This window comes from Nocardia sp. NPDC003269 (assembly GCF_042888005.1).
Classification (GTDB): domain Bacteria; phylum Actinomycetota; class Actinomycetes; order Mycobacteriales; family Mycobacteriaceae; genus Nocardia.
This window is the reverse complement of sequence record NZ_JBIAPA010000002.1, coordinates 1,313,211-1,329,437: the sequence shown is the minus strand read 5'-3', so window position 1 is coordinate 1,329,437 and position 16,227 is coordinate 1,313,211. Positions and strand designations below refer to the sequence as shown.

Genomic DNA, 16,227 nt, shown 5'->3' with positions numbered 1-16,227 from the left:
GCACTGACCGTTCATGCCGCGTAGGCGAACTCGTCGGCGAGATAGCCGGCGATCGCGGCGATGGTCGGATAGTCGAAGACCAGCGTGGGGTCGATCTCGAGCGACCAGCGGTCCTCGATCTCCCCGCACAGCGAGACCGCCGAGACGGAGTCCATGCCGAGCTCGGCCAGCGGGATCGACGGATCCACCTGGTGCGGGGCGCGGTCGGTGTAGTCGGCGACCCGTTCGACGAGCCAGTCCTGGATCGAGGTCGACGGGTGGGCGGTGGTGGTGCGGAACATGGTCGGCTCCTGGCTGGTTGGGGTCGATCAGACGGTCAGCGCGTGGTCGAGCGCCGGTTCGAGGTCCTCGTGCAGTACCCGTTCGAGACGGTGGGTCAGGAAGGCCTCGCGCATCGAGCCGCGCTGGATCTTGCCGCTGGTGGTGCGATGCACCGAGCGCGCGGAGCGGGCGGCGACGAGCACGACGTTCGGGGCGGGCACATCGAAGCCACGGGCCACCGCGATCTTGATCGCGGAGGTCAGCTCGACGAGCGTGGTGTCACCGAGCAGCTCCGGCCGCACGCCCTGCATCACGACCAGCCGTTCCTTGTCGAGCACGTCCACCGAGACAACGGCACCCGCGTTGCCCGCCAGCGCCGGGTGCAGTTCCTGCACGCGTTCCTCCACATCGGCCGGGTGGACATTGCGGCCGTTGACGATCAGCAGGTCCTTGAGGCGGCCCGCGACGAACAGGTCGCCGTCGTGGAGCAGGCCGAGATCGCCGGTCCGCAGGAACGGCCCCTCGGTGCCGAGGTGGGCGTCGAAGGTCGCGCGGGTCTCGGCGGGCCGGTTCCAGTACCCGGCGGCGACGCTGTCCCCGCGCACCCAGATCTCCCCGGTGGCGCCGTCCGGCAGTTCTTCCAGGGTCGACGGGTCGACGATGCGGATCTCGAGGCCGTCGGCCGCGCGGCCACAGCCGACCAGCGGGGCGTCGCCCGGCCGGTCGTAGTAGACCGGAGCCGCGCCCATCGTCGCGGAGCTGGCCAGCAGCGTCACCTCGGCCATCCCGTAGGCGGGCAGGAACGCGGTGGGACGCAGCCCGGCGGGCGCGAAACGCTCCAGCACCGCCTCGATCGTGCGGGCCCGCACCGGCTCGGCGCCGCTGAGGGCGGCTTCGAGGCTGCTCAGGTCGAGTTCGGCGAGTTGCTCGTCGGTGACCCGGCGCAGGATCAGGTCGTAGGCGAAGTTCGGGGCGGCGGTGTAGGTCGCCCGGTACCGGTCGATGACCTGCAGCCAGCGCACCGGGCGCTTGATGAACGTCGTCGGCGCCATGAACACCAGGTTCGCGCCCGCGTAGGCGGCGCCGAGCAGCATGCCGATCAGGCCCATGTCGTGGAACTGCGGGATCCAGCTGACGCCGGTCGAGTCCGCGGTCATCCCCCGCGCGGCGATCGCGGCCTCGTTGTGCAGCAGATTGCGGTGCGTGACGACGACGCCCTTGGGCGTGCCCGTCGATCCCGAGGTGTACTGCAGGAAGGCGATGGTGCCGAGGTCGATGTCGGGCAGCTGCCAGGCGTCGGCGTCGCCGAGCGGCTGATCCGTGGCGACGACGGTCGCGCCGGTGCTGGATTCGACGAGCGGTGCGAAGTCGGTCGTGGTGAGCACGAGCCGCGCGCCGGAGTCGGCGATGACGCCGCGCACCCGCTGCGCGGCCCGGTCCTCGTGCGGCAGCGGCGCCGGAACGGCGACGACACCGGCGTACAGGCAGCCGAGGAAGGCCCGCAGGAACGCCATCCCGTCGAGGTAGAGCAGCACCACCGGCTGGGCCGCCTCCGGCTGCTGCGACAACCACTGGGCAAACGCGCGGGCGTCGCGGTCGAGCTCGCGGTAGGTGACGACCTCCTCGACCAGGTCACGCCCGGATTCCCGCAGGTAGATGTAGGAACGGGTGTCCGCGTACCGGGAGAACTGCTGCCTGACGTGGTGCACGTAGCTCGACTGCATGTCGTGGGTTCCTTCGGAGGGTTCGGGGGCGTAGCTACTACTCTGCGCTCCTCGGCCGCGCACCGGAAGAGACCTCAGGGGCCACCCGCCGAACCCTCAGGGTGGGCACTCCCGCCCCCTGGGTGGCGTGGGGAATCGCGTTGACAGCCGCGCACCGCTGTGGCCTGCTTGGCGGGTGGGGAACATCGCGCCGATCCGTCTCGCCGCCACCGCCGACCTGCACCTGCGACCGGCCGTCGCCGGGAAGTTCCGGCCCGGCTTCCTCGACCTGGACCGCCACGCCGACCTGCTGCTCCTCGGCGGTGACCTCACCGAGGGCGGAACCAGGGCCAACACCGAGTTGCTCTGCGCCGAATTGGCCGATCTCCCGATTCCGGTGCTCGCCGTCCTGGGCAACCACGACCACGACGAGAACCGCGGCGAGTTCATCACGCGCCGGCTCACCGAGACCGGTGTCGTTGTGCTGGACGGTGATTCGACGACGCTGACGATCCGCGGGCAGCGGGTCGGGGTCGCCGGGGTGATGGGCGGATCGGGCGGCTTCCCCGGCCATCCCGGTGATCCCGAGACGGGATCGGCCGAGCATCGGGCCAGGATGCGCCGCGGCCCGGTCGACGCCGCCCGCCTGCGCGCGGCGCTCGAGCGCCTGGACTGCCCCACCCGGATCGCCCTCACCCACTTCGCCCCCGTCGTCGACACCCTCGTCGGCGAGCCCACGTCCATCTATCCCGGCCTGGGATGTCACGCCACGGGCGAGGCGATCGACGCGGGACGCGCCACGCTCGCGCTGCACGGGCACGCCCACGCGGGCAGCGAGTGCGGGCATACCGCGGGCGGGGTGCCCGTGCGCAATGTGTCCTACCCGGTGCTGCGCCGGACCTACGCCGTCTACGACCTGCCCGGCTAGTTCTCGGTGACGTCGAAGGCCCACACGACCGCGGGCCTGCCGGTGGCCTTCACCCGCCGCCGCTCACCGGTGCGGTCCAGCCCCGGGATCGCGGCCAGCGTGCGATTGAGATTGGCGGGGTCGGGACGCGTGCCGTGCAGCGAGGTGCTCAGCTCGACCGCGCGGGTGGCGGGGAACTCCGCGCCCGCCAGCGCCCTGGTCAGCGTCCGGTCCTTCCACAGCAGACCGGCGAGCAGACTCCGGCTGGTCTCGACGATCCGGTTGTGGTCGAAGGCCAGCGGGGGCACCGCGTCGAACTCCACCCACTCGGCCGGTCCCTCGTGCTCGGCGACGACCGCCCACATGGCGATCGACAGCGTCGGCCCGCGCGGATCGCGATGCGGTTCGTCGAAGGTGACCAGCTGACCGACCGCGCCGATCGCCTCGACCGGCACACCCAGCTTGGTGTGCACCGCCCGCCGCGCGGCCTCGGCCAGCCGCTCGCCCCGGCCGAGCAGCACGCCGGGCAGCGCGAGTTCGCCGGTGAACGGTTCGAACTCGCGGGCGGCGATCCCGACGCGCACCGCGCTGTCGGTCTCCCAGCACCGCAACGTGACGACATCGATCGATACGACGGATTGCTCCACGTCGTCCCATCCTGCCGGAATCCCGCGCCGAATGGGAACCCACGCCGACGTCGGCGGGCGGCGCGGGTCCGCCGCGCGGAGACCGCCGCCGAGCTCATGCCACGGCCGGCCCGGCGCCCTGGATTCGCTCACGCGGACCGGGCGGCCGTCGCGACGCGGTCCCCGCCGGTCGCGCCAAGTAGAGGTCGGCGCACCCTGCGGTCCCGCCGGTCCGGCCCGTGCCCGGTCAACACGACCGGCACACCGAGGCGGTGGGCGAGCCAGTCCGCCGGGTCGCCGACGACGGGTTCGAGCATCGGGGTCGCCGCGGACAGCCGGTCGGTGAGTCGTTGCTGGTGCTCGAGATCACGCCATGGACCGGGCGTCAGCTCGGTGACCCGACCCGCCGCGGTGTCGTATGCCGCTGCGGCACCGAGGGTTCCGGGAGCATCGAGATGATTGACCACCAGTCCGTCGATCCCACCGCAGACCTCGATCGCGTAGCGGAGCAGGATCGGATCGAGGTGCCCCTGCCGGAACGCGCCCTGATAGGGACCGGTGCCGTTGTGCGGCTCCGGGTGTCCCAGCGGCGCTTCGGTCGGCAGCGGGCCCGCGCCGTGCCGGGTCATATAGGTGCGGGTGACGCCGAGCACCCTGGCCGTGCCCCCGACCTCGGCGATCAGGGCGCGGGCATGGCGCGGCTCGACCGTCGACCACGTGGTGTGCGGATGCAGTCCGCGCCACTCGTCGAGCAGAACCCCTTGCGCCCCTTCGAAGACGAGCCTGCCCCGCGCCGCGGCGCGGGTGAGCTCGCCGTCGTCGGTGACGCGGACCGCGCCGGCGAAATCGCGGTACATCGCCACCAGCGCGTCGACCGATTCGTAGCCGTGCGCGCTGGGCCCGATCAGCGCGTCGTAGTGCGCGGCCAGCCGGTCCAGTTTGTCGCGCAGGATCGCGGGCGTCCGGCAGTCGGCGACCGTCGGCGCGTCGTGTTCCAGTGCGTACCAGGCGGTTTCGCCGATGCCCCGACCGCAGGAACCGTGCCGCGAGGAACCCCTCGCGTCCTCGCGGGCACGGTTCGCCGCGATGTGGATCGGCGTGGTGAGCAGGGCCCGGCCGTCGACGGCGAGCAGCCCCAGCGGATCGCGCACCCCCAGTGCCGCGAGCCGCTCGGATTCGGCGGCGAGCGCGATCGGCTCCACGAGCACGTGCCGGGAGAGCACGGTCGGCACACCGTGGAAGGTGCCCGCGCCGAACTGGGCGAAGGTGTGGTGGCGGCCGTCGGCGACGACATTGTGCGCGGCCTGCGCGCCGCCGTTGAACCGCACGACCGCCGCCACCCCGAGGTCCGCCTCGGGTGCGCACAGCCAGTCGACCGTCGCGCCCTTGCCCGCGTCGCCGAAGCCAAGATCGACGACGACGAGGTGCTCGGTGTCGAACACTGCTGTACCCCTTCCCTTTTCGTGTGTCACTTGCCGGGCGGCAGGGCGCGGACGCCCCTGGGCGGCTGTGCGCCGAGGGCCCGGCTCACCGCGTCGGCCTCGTCGACCGACCCGACATCGCGCAGGTCGGCCAGGCCGGTGTCGACGTCGACCCGGTCCTCACCCAGCCCGATGGTCAGCGCGATCAGTTCGCAGACCGCGCCGGGATCGTCGAGCTTCAGGAAGTTCTGGCCGAGCAGGCCGCGCCAGTGCTCGGCGATCTCCGGATCCCGGTAGTACGACGACTGATTCGGCAGGATGTAGTACACGTGCCAGCGTTCGGCCAGCTCGCGATAGATCGACTCCACCGACACATCGCGCCGCACGTGATCGCCGATGACCGCCCTGATGTGGCGAGCCGCCAGCCGCGGCTTGTTCAGCTCGTCGCCGATGATGAACAGGTAGCCCCGCTTCCCGCGCTTGTCCCACGCGTCGGTCGCGACGTGCTCCGCCATGAAATAGGCGGCCAGCTCGTAGCTTTCGGACTTCTGCCCGCCCCCGCCGCCCTCGAGCAGGACGGCCCGCAACTGCTCGTCCATCCGATTGTCGGATTCGAACTGCCCGATCTGCAACGGCACCCGATCGGTGTCGGCGTCGCCGATCGCCCCGAACAGGATCTGCGGATCCTCGGCGTAGCCCTTGTTCTTCAGCAGTCCGTGCAGTTTGCCGAGCTTGTCCTGCATGATCCGCGGCACCCGCCCCATCGACCCGGTGACATCGAACAGCACGGCCACCGGCAGCGAGTTCCCGTGCTCGGCCGAATCCCGGCACTCCCGCGTTCCCACCCCGAACGGATCCAGCAACGGATGCGCACACCACGTGTCATACGGCCGCTCCCGCATCTGCGCGGTATACCCGAAATCGTCCTCCCCCGCCCGCGCCCGAAACGTCTTCCCCGCCCGGTACGCACTGTCATCCCAATGCCCATACCCCATCAGAACCACTCCCTCTCGTCAGCGTGCTTTTAGTCTATTCAACCAAAACAACAATCGTCAAGAGCCCCAGCCGATTCGCCGTTCACCGACACCATCGGCTACCTTCTGGCGCATGCCATCGGCTCCGCACGAAGTGGTGATCGATCTCTTCCAGCAGCAACCGGCGCTCGTCGCCCCGCTCCTGACCGAATTGGGCTGTCACCTACCCGAATACGAGTCGATCACGACCGTGCCAGGCGACGCGACAGTCCTGGCACCGACCGAATATCACGCCGACGCGGTAGTCGCGTTCCATCGTGGCGGCGAGCGGATCCTGGCCGTGGTCGTCGAGGTCCAATTGCGGCCGGACCCCGACAAACGGTGGTCCTGGCCGGTCTACGTCGCCTCGCTGCGCGCCCGCCTCCGCTGCCCGACACTGCTGCTGGTCGTGTGCCCTGATGCCAGGACCGCCCGCTGGGCCGCGAAACCGATCGATCTCGGGTATGGCAATCCGTCGGTGGGATTGTCCCCACTGGTGCTCGACCCGGCGGGAGTCCCGGTGGTCACCGACCTCGACGCGGCGGTCGATCTACCCGAACTGGCGGTGCTGTCCGCCCTGGCACACGCGCGCCATCCCGACCACCGCGAGATCTGGAAAGCCCTGCTCGCGGCCCTCGGCGCCCTGGGTGGCGACCGGGCCGCGCTGTACTATGACTTCATCCTGTCGACGCTGCCCGCCGCAGCGCGATCCGAGTGGGAGGCACTGATGGCCGCCGGGCTCCAAGGCTACGAATATCGCAGCGAGTTCGCCCGCAGGTACTTCGCGGAAGGCGAGGCTCAGGGCGAGGCCCGTGGCGAGGCCAAATCCGTGCTGACAGTGCTCGACGCCCGCGGGATCGCCGTACCCGCCGAGGTCCACGAGCGGATTATGAGCTGCGACGATCTCGACCAGCTCCAGCGATGGCTCCGCAAGGCACTCGAAGTCAACCGAGCAGCCGACCTCCTGGCCTGACGCCACCCGATCACTCTCTGCCCGACGACCCGGGCAGCGGGGTGAGGTGGTGGGCGATGAGGGTGGCGCCGGGGCCGGGGCGGCCGCCGGGGCCGGGGTGCCAGGTGACGTTGGTGGCGGTGAGGGGGGTGGCGCAGTGGTGGCAGACGACGACACCCTCGGTGATGTGGCCGCAGTCGCGGTGGACGACGGTCAGGGGTGGGCCGTCGGGGGCGGACAGCCAGCGGTCGCCCCAGGCCAGGAGCATCGTCAGGACGGGGTAGAGGTCGCGGCCGCGTTCGGTGAGGACGTATTCGGTGCGGACCGGATTGTCTTGGTAGACACGGGCTTCCACGATCTCGTTGTCGCGCAGCGTGCGCAGGCGATCGGCGAGGACGTTGGAGGCGATGCCGAGGTCGCGGCGCAGATCCTCGAAGCGGGTGATGCCGAGGAACAGGTCGCGCAGGATCAGCGGGGTCCACCGCTCCCCCACGATGCCCACCGTGCGGGCGATCGAGCACACGATGTCGGCGAACTCCGTCTTGGCCATACCACCATCGTAGTCCATTGCTTTTTGCAAGCTAGCTGGTTACGGTCGGATTGTCCGGGAATTCCGTCCGTGAGGAAGGAGTGCGATCGTGACCGACGCACTCGCAGACAGCCAGGTGGGCGATCCGGTCGCCCGGTTCCGCCACGCCACCACCGCCAACGACATCCCCGCCCTGCTCGACACCCTGACCGAGGACGCCGAACTCGTCTCGCCGGTCTCGGGCCGGCTGGTGTTCCGCGGCCGCGCCGACCTCGCCCCGCTGCTGACACTGATCTACCGCGCGCTCGCCGAGCTGCGCTGGACCGACACCATCGGCTCGGGCGATACCCGGATCCTGTTGGGCGAGGCCAGGTTCGGCCCGCTGCGGATGACCGAGGCGATGGTGCTCGACCTCGCCCCGGACGGGCGCATCCGCCGGATGCGCCCGCATCTGCGTCCCTGGCTCGCGATCACCGCGGTCGCGCTGTGGCTGGGGCCGACCATGCTCCGGTACCCGGCGGTCATCCGCCGGGCCGCCGCGCGGTAGCCCCCGCTACTCGACCAGTCCCTCGGGCGTGAGCTCGAGGGTGCGGGTCACCCCGATGTCGTCGAGGAACCGCGCGTCGTGGCTCACCACGATGAGCGCGCCCTCGAAACTCGCCAGCGCCTGGGTCAGGTGCCCCAGGCTGGGCAGGTCGAGGTTGTTGGTCGGCTCGTCGAGCATCAGCAGTTTCGGCGCCGGTTCGGCGAGCAGCAGGGTCGCCAACGCGGCCCGCAACCGTTCCCCGCCCGACAGCGCCGCCGCCGCGATATCGGCGTCGGCACCGCGGAACAGGAAGCGCGCCAACTGACCTCGGATCTGCTCGGCACTCGCGTGCGGCGCGGCATCGGCGACATTGTCGAACACACTGCGCGTCTCGTCGAACACGTCGAGCCGCTGGGGCAGCAGCCGCCACGGCACCTTCGGCTGTTCCTCGACGATCCGGCGCAGCAGCGTGGACTTGCCCGCACCGTTGCGCCCGGTGAGCGCGATCCGCTCCGGCCCGCTCACCCGCAGATCCACCACCGGACCGTTGGCCAGCCGCGCCTGCTCGAGCGTGACGACGTCCTGCCCCGGATACAGCCGGGTCCCCGGCAGGTCGATCCGGATCTCCCGGTCCGCGCGCACCAATTCCTCGGCGTGGTCGAGGGTTTCGCGCGCGGAGTCGAGCTTCTCGATGTGCGAGGTGCGCAGCTTGCCCGCCGACACCTCGGCGGCGTTCTTGCGCAACCCCGCCACGATCTTCGGCACCCGCTTGTTGTCCTGCATCTTCTGCGCGAACCGCTGCCTGCGGTCCAGCTTGGTCCGCGCCTCGACCAGCTCGCGGGCCTGCTTGCGGACATCGCTGCGCGCGTCGCGCACCGCCGCGCGGGCCGCCTCCTGTTCCTGCTCGACGATCCGTTCGTACTCGGTGAAATTGCCGCCGAAGGAACGGATCTCGCCCGCTCGCAACTCGGCGACGCCGTCCATCCGGTCCAGCAGTTCCCGATCGTGGCTCACCACCACGACCGTGCCGGGGAACTGCCGGATGACCTCGTAGAGGCGCGTGCGCGCGACCGCGTCGAGGTTGTTGGTCGGCTCGTCGAGCAGCAGCACGTCGGGCTCGCGCAGGAGTTCGGCGACCAGTCCGAGCAGCACGGTCTCGCCGCCGGAGAGCGTGTCGAGGGTGCGGTCCAGGTCGGCGACGGAACCGGCGACATAGTCCAGGCCCAGCTTGCCGAGCAGCGCGATCGCCTCGTCCTCGATCTGCCAGTGCACACCGACGGTGTCGAAGTCCTCGGGTGTGCCCTCGCCGCGCTCGATGCGGTGCAGCGCGGACCGCACCTCGGCGATGCCGAGCACGGTCTCCACCCGCTGTCGCGCTTGCATGCCGAGGTCCTGGCGCAGGTAGCCGATCCGGCCGGGTGCCGTGATCGAGCCGCGGTTCGGGCGCAACGCGCCGGTGATCAGCCGCATCAGGGTGGATTTGCCCGCGCCGTTGCTGCCGACCAGGCCGACCTGGCCGGGTCCGACGACGGCGTCGAGCCCGTCGAACACGACGGTGCCGTCCGGCCAGTGGAAGGACAGATCGGAAAGAGAAAGAGAGGTCATACGGATCCCCTTGAGGTGCGACGGAGACACGGTGCGCAGAGTGCGGACCGTCCGGGAGCGCTACCTCAAGAAATCAACGCATGACTCCGATCGCCGGGAACAAGACCACTCATTGATAACACCGCACCCCACCTTCGCGCCACCCCTTTTCCGGCACGGTGAGCGCGCTCACCCGGCGGCGTTCGATCGGGCGCGGGACAGTTCGGCCCCGTCCGCTACCGCTCGTCGTGACGGCTAGCCTGGACCCCAGGGTGATACTCAGCCGACGGAGGCTGGACCTGTGATCGGAGGACCGTGATGACGGAGCCGAAACGACTACGCGCCGCCGCACCGGGAGACGTGCGAGCCGCGGGCGACGCGCTCGGTGCCGCATTCCAGCACGACCCGGTGATGAGCTGGATCCTGCCCGACGAGCACCGGCGCGCCGTCGGCCTGCCCCGGTTCTTCGCCACCATGGCCCGCCATGTCTTCTTCCCCGCCGGCGCCTCCGACCTCGCGGTCCGCCCCGACGGTTCCGTCGCGGGCGCCACGCTGTGGACGCCGCCGGAGCATCAGCCCGCCGCGAGCGCCGAACTGCGCGTCGTGCCCGGTCTGATCCGCGCCTTCGGGCGTCGCACCGGGGCGGCCAAAACACTCGGTGACCTGCTCAAAAAGCATCACCCGTCGACTCCGCACTGGTACCTGGGGATGATCGGCACCCGACCGGAGGATCGCGGCGCGGGCTACGGCCACACGCTGCTCAGCTCCCGGCTCGATCGCATCGACGCCGACGGGGCGGCCGCCTATCTCGAATCCAGCAACCCCGACAACGTGCCGTACTACGAGCGCTTCGGCTTCACCGTCACCGACGAGATCCGGATCCCCGGCGGCCCGCCGCTGTGGCTGATGTGGCGCGCGGCTAGAGCTTGACGATCGAGGTCACCGGGTAGTCGCCCTGGTGCTCGCGGCCCTTCAGGAACTCGAGCTCCAGGACGACGGCGGCGGCGACCACCTCGGCGCCGACCTCGGTGAACAGCGCGGCCGCGGCGGCGAGCGTGCCGCCGGTGGCGAGCACGTCGTCGAGCAGCAGGATGCGCTTGCCCGCGAGCTCGACCCCGTCGGCCGGGATTTCCAGTGCGGCGGAACCGTATTCGAGCTGGTACTCGCGCGACACCACCGGCGGCGGCAGCTTGCCGCCCTTGCGGATGGCGAGCACACCGGTACCGAGGGTGGCCGCGACGCCCGCGCCGAGCAGGAAGCCACGCGCGTCCACCCCGGCGACGATGTCGGCGTCGGGGGCGACGGCGGCGAAGCAGTCGATGACAGCGCGGAAGCCCTCGGCGTCGGCGAAGACCGGGGTCAGATCGGCGAAACGCACACCCGGCGTGGGGAAGTCGTCGTGCCAGCGGGTCAACCGCGACACCGCGTCGGCGGCCTTGCCGGTCCGCGCGCTGACCTGGTCGTCGGACTCGACCACCGCGTGCTTGCTCATCGACACCTCTCCCTCACGGTCACGCCCCGCGTGACTGTCACCACTGCTCATCGCTGCAACACCCAGCGATCCATGTTCCACCCGGTTCCGGCCTGGGTCGGCCCGGCGATCCCGTTCTGCATGCCGTTGCCGAAGGCGATCAGGCGCGGCGTCGCGAACAACGGGATGCTCGGCAGCTGCGCCCACAGCAGGTTCTCGGCCTCGGTCAGCAGATTCAGCGTCACGGTCGAGTTCGTCTCGCCCGCAAGCTGATCGGTGATCGCATCGTAGCGACCGTTGGCGAACCCACCGACATCGAGGCCGTTACCGGCCCGCAACGCCGCGAACGCGGCCACCCCGGTGGTCGATCCGGCCGGGCCGGGGACCGCCGCGGTGCCACCGAGCACCGCGTCGACCGCGCCCTCGGCCAGCCTGGCCGGGGTGAAATCCGGTGCGCCCGCGTCGACCACGGTGATCCCCGCCCCGCGGCAGGACTCGGCGATCATGGCGACGGTCTTCGCCCGGCGTGCGTCCGGGGCCTGGTAGCCGATCCGGACGGTGGGCTGCGGCGCCCGCGCCGAGGCCAGGGTCGCCGTCGCGGCGGGGATGTCGGCGCCCTTGTACCGGTCGGCCCCGCCGATCACCGCCGGGTAGTACAGCGAATCCTGCTGCACGACATGAGCGTTGAGCGGACCGGCGCCCAGGCCGCTCTTCGGCGGGTCCCCGGCCTTGCCGAGGGTGTCGAACAGCGCCTGGCGCGGCACACACTGGGCGAACGCGCGACGGACCTCGACGGGACCGAACACCCCGCCGGTGGCGAGCACGAGCTGCTCGGCGCTCCGGCTGGCGACGGTCTGTTCGTCGAAACCGTCGAGCGCCAGGTCGGCGACCGACCCGGCACCCAGATCGACGACGCCGAACGCGTTCTCCTTCGCCTTCGCCGCGTAGTCGGTGCCCTTGGGCCACACCACGATCCGGCTGGTCGCCGGCGGGCTGCCCCACCACTTCTCGTTCGCGACCAGGACCAGACCGTCCTTCGCGGTGAAGGATTCGATCCGGTACGGCCCCGAAGACGGGAACTTGGTCAGGTCGAGCGAACCCGCCTTCATGGTCCAGCCCGCGTTCCAGAAGTCGGCGATGCGGCCCAGCACGGCACCGTCACCGGTCTGCAGGGCGCTCACCACGCTGGGCACGCCGACGGCCTGTGCCACCACGTGCGCCGGCATCAGCTCGGCGGCGGTGAACAGCGTCCGCCACGGCAGGTAGTGCCTGCCGGGGCGGAACACCACGGTGGCGTCCTTGGAGCCCGGCTGGCAGTCGACCCGCTCGATATCGGCGTAACCGGCGGTGCTCGCCGCGTCGAACAGCGGGACCGGGCCGCGCTCGCCCGGCCGGGTGAACCGGCCCGAGCGCGCCGACCAGGCGAGCACCAGATCGTCGCAGGAGGTCTTCACGCCGTCGGAGTACACCCCGTCCGGGTTGAGCCGGTACTGCACGGTCTGCGTCTCGCCCGGCACTTCCTTCGCGGTGCCCGCGTCGGTGTCGGCGACCTGCTGACCGTCCGGTCCGGTGTAGAAGAACCCGGTGAGCACCCGGCCGAACACCGCGGCCGCGCCGCTGCTCGCGCCGAGCGTGCTGCCGCCGTTGTAGCTGGCGACCGCCGCGTCGACGGCGTACCCGATGGAGGGCACCTGGTTCTTGCTCGAGCAGCCGGCCACCAGGCCGGTGCCCAGGGCCGCCGTGGCCAGGACGGTGATCAGTCGTATCGTGCCGCGTCGCATGATGAGACCCCCTGCTGTCGCCGTCAGTTCCTTCTCTTGTGCCGCTTCCCGCTGGGCCGGGCACCCGGCCGCGGCGCCCCGGCATCGCTCGGACGCGGACCACGCGGCGCGCCGGCGGCGGCACCCACCGGTACCCGGGCTGCCGGGCCCGCGGCCCGCTTGGCCAGCACCTTCTTGGTGTGCGCGGCCACCGGGCCCCAGCGCTCCTTGATCGACACCAGCACCGGGACGGCGAGGAAGATCGACGAGTAGGCGCCGACGATCATGCCGACCAGCTGCACCAGCGCGAGGTCCTTGAGCGTGCCGACGCCGAGCAGCCAGACCGCGATCACCAGCATTCCGATGATCGGCAGGATGCCGATGACGGTGGTGCTGATCGACCGCATGAGCGTCTGGTTGGCGGCGAGGTTGGCCTGCTCGGCATAGGTGCGCTTGTTCAGGTGCAGTACGCCACGAGTGTTCTCCTCGACCTTGTCGAAGACGACCACGTTGTCGTAGAGCACGTAACCCAGAATCGTGAGCAGACCGATCACCGCGGCGGGGGTCACCTCGAAGCCGACCAGCGAATAGATGCCCGCGGTGACGATGAGGTTGAAGAACAGCGACACGATCGCCGCGACCGACATGTCCCGCTCGAAGCGGATCGCGATGTAGATCATCGTGAGCGCGACGAACACCCCGAGCGCGATCAGCGCCTTGTTGGTGATCTGCCCGCCCCAGGTCTCACTGATCTCGGCGATGCTGATCGCGTTGCGGCTGACCTGGCCGTCGGAGTCCTTCGGCTGGAACGCCTCGAACAGCGCGGTCTGGACCTGCTCGGTCTGCGCCGCGTCCAGGGTCTCCGAGCGCACCTGGATGGTGGCCGAGGCACCGGAGCCGACCTTCTGCACCGACACCGGGCCGTGGCCGAGGGTCTGCGCGTAGACGTCCTCCACCTGCTGGGTGGAGATGTCGGCGGCCGGGATCTGGATGCGCGAACCGCCGGCGAAGTCGATGCCGAGGGTGAAGCCGCGCACCGCGATGCTCAGCACCGAGATCAGCAGCAGGGCCGCCGCGATGCCGTAGAACAGCTTGCGGCGGCTGACGATGGGGAAACCGCCGGTGCCGGTGTAGAGCCGCTCGAAGAACCCGTGCTTCGGGGCCTGCGACGCCTCGGCCTGGTCCAGGTACACCGACTCGTCGGTGGGATGGGCGTTGGTCATCGTGACATCTCCTTCGGCCTTGGCTGGCCCGCGGCGCGCTCCCTGGCGATCTGCTGCACCGAGCCGAGACCGTTCACCGACGGCTTCGCCCAGAACGGCGAGCGCGAGACGATCATCATCAGCGGCGCGGTGACCAGGTAGAGCACGATCACGTCGAGGACGGTGGTGATACCGAGGGTGAAGGCGAAGCCCTTCACCTGGCCGGCGGCGAGCAGGTACAGCACGACCGAGGCGATCAGGCTGACCGTCTTACCGGACAGGTTGGTGCGCTGCGCCCTGGCCCAGCCGCGCGGCACCGCCGAGCGGAAACTGCGGCCCTCGCGCATCTCGTCCTTGATGCGCTCGAAGAACACGACGAACGAGTCGGCGGTGAGGCCGATACCGATGATCAGACCGGCGATGCCGGCCAGGTCGAGGGTGAACCCGATCCAGCGCCCGAGCAGCACGATGATGCCGTAGACGGCGGCACCGGCCGCGATCAGCGAGAACCCGGCGATCAGGCCCAGCATCCGGTAGACGAGCAGGCAGTACAGCAGCACCGCGATCAGGCCGATGGCGCCCGCGAGCAGACCCGCCTTCAGCGAGGACAGGCCCAGCGTCGCCGAGACGGTCTCCGCCTCCGAGGTCTGGAACGACAGCGGCAGCGAGCCGTACTTGAGCGTGTTGGCCAGCTCGGAGGCGCTGTCGGCGGTGAAGCTGCCCGAGATCGAGGTGCGACCACCCATCTGCGGACCCTGCTGCACCTGCGGCGCGCTGACGACCTTCGAGTCGAGCACGAACGCGACCCGCTTGTAGACGTACTCACCGGTCAGCGCCTGCCAGGCGTCCGCGCCCGCGGACTTGAACTCGAGGTTCACCTCGTGCCGGGCCTGCTGGGAGTTCAGGCCGGAGGTCGCGTCGGCGATCTCCTGGCCGTCGATGCGGCTCGGACCGAGCAGGAACACCTCGGTGCCGTCCTGCGAGCAGGTGACCAGCGGCAGCGCCGGGTCGTCGTTGCCCGCCAGCGGGTCGGGCTTGGTGCAGTCCATGCTCGCCACGGCGACCTGCTGCACGGCCTGATCGGTGCTCTGCCGCAGCGCCTTGGCGTCGGCGATCTCCTTGGCCTGCTGCTGCTGGACGGAGGTGCCGCCGGGCGCCGGGGTCGGCGTCGGCGGTGCCTGCGCCGGGAACACCCGCGACTGCGGGGCAGGCGTGGTCGGCTCGCCCGCCGCGGGCGCGGTGGTCTCACCGGTCGCGGGGGCCGGCGTCTCGCCGGGCGCCGGCGCGCTCGTGGTCGGCGTCCCGCCCTGGGCGGGCGGCACCTGCGGCGCGGCGCCACCGGCCTGCGGCTGCGTCGCGGCCAGCACCGGCCGGATGTACAGCTTGGCGGTGGTGGCCAGCGCGCGGGCCTGCTGGCTGTCCTCACCGGGCACCGTGATGACGAGGTTGTCGCCGTCGATGACCACTTCGGAGCCGGAGACACCGAGACCGTTGACCCGGTTCTCGATGATCTCCTGGGCCTTCTTCAGGCTGTCCTGGCTGGGCCTGCTGCCGTCGGGGGTGCGCGCGGTCAGGGTGACGCGGGTACCGCCCTGCAGGTCGATGCCGAGCTTGGGCGTGGGGGAATGGTCACCGGTGAAGAACACCAGCGCGTAGATCACGGCCAGCAGCGCGGCGTAGACGCCGAGCAACCGGTACGGATGCGCCGATCCTTGGGAAGGTGGCACAGCAGGTCATCTCCTAGGCGGAAGTCGAGGTCGGAACGGGTGGGCACGACGATGCCCGCGCCGGTGCCTGCCGCAACGCGGGGCACCGGCGACGAGGGAGTGCGATCAGTCCTTGGTCAGCCGGGTCTCGGTCTGCTCCGCGGACTCCTCGACGGCGGCGTCGGTCGCGGGGGTGGTCTCCTCGACCGCCTGCTCGTCGGCCCGCACCTCGCGGATCGCCTGACGCAGCCAGGTGGTGACGACGTCCTCGGCGATCTCCAGGTCGACGGTGGTGTCGTCGAGGTCGACGACGGTGCCGTACAGGCCCGACGTGGTGACGACCTGGTCACCGACCTTCAGACCCTCCTGCATCGACGAGACCTTCTCGGCCTCCCGCTTCTGTTTGCGGATACCGAAGAACATCGGCACGAGCAGGGCGAGGATCAGCAGCGGAAACAGGAAGTCCATCGTCGAAGTCAGTCCCTAGTCAGTGGTGGACGTGCATGTACGCCTGACAGTCTGCCAGTTCCCCGCCGCGACGACACACCGGACACCGTCTCTCCCTC

General features: G+C 70.5%; 16 protein-coding genes. 4 read left to right on the top strand and 12 right to left on the bottom strand.

What is annotated here, in order from left to right; translation table 11 throughout:
- Positions 1 to 11 precede the first annotated feature (11 nt).
- Together ACFYWJ_RS16540 and ACFYWJ_RS16535 are read right to left on the bottom strand one after the other, a co-directional pair.
- Positions 12 to 281 (bottom strand): acyl carrier protein, encoded by a 270-nt coding sequence (locus ACFYWJ_RS16540; protein WP_355277235.1) that lies wholly within the window; start codon positions 279 to 281, stop codon positions 12 to 14.
- 27 nt (positions 282 to 308) lie between these two features.
- Entirely contained in the window at positions 309 to 1,985 is a 1,677-nt protein-coding gene (locus ACFYWJ_RS16535) for a fatty acyl-AMP ligase (RefSeq protein WP_355277237.1), read from the bottom strand.
- Positions 1,986 to 2,160: 175 nt separating this feature from the next.
- Between ACFYWJ_RS16535 and ACFYWJ_RS16530 the strand changes: the two genes are divergently transcribed.
- Complete coding sequence (locus ACFYWJ_RS16530) at positions 2,161 to 2,892, top strand: metallophosphoesterase (protein ID WP_355277239.1); 732 nt, start codon at positions 2,161 to 2,163, stop codon at positions 2,890 to 2,892.
- Here the strand turns inward: ACFYWJ_RS16530 and ACFYWJ_RS16525 are convergent.
- The 3 genes from ACFYWJ_RS16525 to ACFYWJ_RS16515 all read right to left on the bottom strand — a co-directional run bounded on the left by ACFYWJ_RS16525 (position 2,889) and on the right by ACFYWJ_RS16515 (position 5,913).
- Entirely contained in the window at positions 2,889 to 3,518 is a 630-nt protein-coding gene (locus tag ACFYWJ_RS16525; RefSeq protein WP_355277241.1) for an NUDIX domain-containing protein, read from the bottom strand. The genes ACFYWJ_RS16530 and ACFYWJ_RS16525 overlap by 4 nt on opposite strands.
- A 128-nt stretch (positions 3,519 to 3,646) precedes the next feature.
- On the bottom strand, positions 3,647 to 4,939 hold the full coding sequence (locus ACFYWJ_RS16520; RefSeq protein WP_355277242.1) for an adenylosuccinate synthetase: 1,293 nt from the start codon (positions 4,937 to 4,939) through the stop codon (positions 3,647 to 3,649).
- 26 nt (positions 4,940 to 4,965) lie between these two features.
- Positions 4,966 to 5,913, bottom strand: coding sequence for a hypothetical protein (locus tag ACFYWJ_RS16515; RefSeq protein WP_355277245.1), 948 nt, complete (start codon positions 5,911 to 5,913; stop codon positions 4,966 to 4,968).
- A 112-nt stretch (positions 5,914 to 6,025) separates the two neighbouring features.
- Between ACFYWJ_RS16515 and ACFYWJ_RS16510 the strand changes: the two genes are divergently transcribed.
- Positions 6,026 to 6,904, top strand: a complete 879-nt coding sequence (locus ACFYWJ_RS16510; RefSeq protein WP_355277247.1) for a hypothetical protein — start codon at positions 6,026 to 6,028, stop codon at positions 6,902 to 6,904.
- 10 nt (positions 6,905 to 6,914) lie between these two features.
- On the opposite strand, the gene ACFYWJ_RS16505 is transcribed toward ACFYWJ_RS16510, so the two are convergent.
- The gene (locus ACFYWJ_RS16505) at positions 6,915 to 7,433 is read right to left on the bottom strand and encodes a helix-turn-helix domain-containing protein (protein ID WP_355277249.1); all 519 of its coding nucleotides are present in this window, start codon (positions 7,431 to 7,433) and stop codon (positions 6,915 to 6,917) included.
- Positions 7,434 to 7,521: 88 nt separating this feature from the next.
- Between ACFYWJ_RS16505 and ACFYWJ_RS16500 the strand changes: the two genes are divergently transcribed.
- Positions 7,522 to 7,959 carry a nuclear transport factor 2 family protein gene (locus tag ACFYWJ_RS16500; RefSeq protein WP_355277251.1) on the top strand — a complete coding sequence of 146 codons (438 nt, stop codon included), beginning with the start codon at positions 7,522 to 7,524 and terminating at the stop codon, positions 7,957 to 7,959.
- Positions 7,960 to 7,965: 6 nt separating this feature from the next.
- On the opposite strand, the gene ACFYWJ_RS16495 is transcribed toward ACFYWJ_RS16500, so the two are convergent.
- Positions 7,966 to 9,543, bottom strand: a complete 1,578-nt coding sequence (locus ACFYWJ_RS16495) for an ABC-F family ATP-binding cassette domain-containing protein (RefSeq protein WP_355277254.1) — start codon at positions 9,541 to 9,543, stop codon at positions 7,966 to 7,968.
- Between the two features lie 297 nt (positions 9,544 to 9,840).
- Here ACFYWJ_RS16495 and ACFYWJ_RS16490 point away from each other — a divergent pair, with 297 nt between their 5' ends.
- Positions 9,841 to 10,452, top strand: coding sequence for a GNAT family N-acetyltransferase (locus ACFYWJ_RS16490; RefSeq protein WP_355277257.1), 612 nt, complete (start codon positions 9,841 to 9,843; stop codon positions 10,450 to 10,452).
- On the opposite strand, the gene ACFYWJ_RS16485 is transcribed toward ACFYWJ_RS16490, so the two are convergent.
- From ACFYWJ_RS16485 to yajC, 5 genes are all read right to left on the bottom strand, one after another.
- Entirely contained in the window at positions 10,442 to 11,014 is a 573-nt protein-coding gene (locus tag ACFYWJ_RS16485; protein WP_355277260.1) for an adenine phosphoribosyltransferase, read from the bottom strand. The genes ACFYWJ_RS16490 and ACFYWJ_RS16485 overlap by 11 nt on opposite strands.
- 47 nt (positions 11,015 to 11,061) lie before the next feature.
- Positions 11,062 to 12,774: an ABC transporter substrate-binding protein gene (locus ACFYWJ_RS16480; RefSeq protein ID WP_355277262.1), complete on the bottom strand. Its 1,713-nt coding sequence runs from the start codon at positions 12,772 to 12,774 to the stop codon at positions 11,062 to 11,064.
- Between the two features lie 23 nt (positions 12,775 to 12,797).
- Positions 12,798 to 13,976 (bottom strand): protein translocase subunit SecF, encoded by a 1,179-nt coding sequence (gene secF / locus ACFYWJ_RS16475; protein WP_355277264.1) that lies wholly within the window; start codon positions 13,974 to 13,976, stop codon positions 12,798 to 12,800.
- On the bottom strand, positions 13,973 to 15,682 hold the full coding sequence (secD, locus tag ACFYWJ_RS16470; RefSeq protein ID WP_355277266.1) for a protein translocase subunit SecD: 1,710 nt from the start codon (positions 15,680 to 15,682) through the stop codon (positions 13,973 to 13,975). The genes secF and secD overlap by 4 nt, the downstream gene beginning before the upstream one ends.
- A 105-nt stretch (positions 15,683 to 15,787) precedes the next feature.
- Positions 15,788 to 16,129 (bottom strand): preprotein translocase subunit YajC, encoded by a 342-nt coding sequence (yajC, locus tag ACFYWJ_RS16465; protein WP_355277268.1) that lies wholly within the window; start codon positions 16,127 to 16,129, stop codon positions 15,788 to 15,790.
- Between the last annotated feature and the right edge of the window lie 98 nt (positions 16,130 to 16,227).

Bases quoted from the DNA above. Each gene is read 5' to 3' on its own strand.
- ACFYWJ_RS16540 (WP_355277235.1), bottom strand. From the start codon at position 281: ATGTTCCGCACCACCACCGCCCACCCGTCGACCTCGATCCAGGACTGG.
- ACFYWJ_RS16535 (WP_355277237.1), bottom strand. From the start codon at position 1,985: ATGCAGTCGAGCTACGTGCACCACGTCAGGCAGCAGTTCTCCCGGTAC.
- ACFYWJ_RS16515 (WP_355277245.1), bottom strand. From the start codon at position 5,913: ATGGGGTATGGGCATTGGGATGACAGTGCGTACCGGGCGGGGAAGACG.
- ACFYWJ_RS16510 (WP_355277247.1), top strand. From the start codon at position 6,026: ATGCCATCGGCTCCGCACGAAGTGGTGATCGATCTCTTCCAGCAGCAA.
- ACFYWJ_RS16505 (WP_355277249.1), bottom strand. From the start codon at position 7,433: ATGGCCAAGACGGAGTTCGCCGACATCGTGTGCTCGATCGCCCGCACG.
- ACFYWJ_RS16495 (WP_355277254.1), bottom strand. From the start codon at position 9,543: ATGACCTCTCTTTCTCTTTCCGATCTGTCCTTCCACTGGCCGGACGGC.
- ACFYWJ_RS16490 (WP_355277257.1), top strand. From the start codon at position 9,841: ATGACGGAGCCGAAACGACTACGCGCCGCCGCACCGGGAGACGTGCGA.
- ACFYWJ_RS16485 (WP_355277260.1), bottom strand. From the start codon at position 11,014: ATGAGCAAGCACGCGGTGGTCGAGTCCGACGACCAGGTCAGCGCGCGG.
- ACFYWJ_RS16480 (WP_355277262.1), bottom strand. From the start codon at position 12,774: ATGCGACGCGGCACGATACGACTGATCACCGTCCTGGCCACGGCGGCC.
- secF (WP_355277264.1), bottom strand. From the start codon at position 13,976: ATGACCAACGCCCATCCCACCGACGAGTCGGTGTACCTGGACCAGGCC.
- yajC (WP_355277268.1), bottom strand. From the start codon at position 16,129: ATGGACTTCCTGTTTCCGCTGCTGATCCTCGCCCTGCTCGTGCCGATG.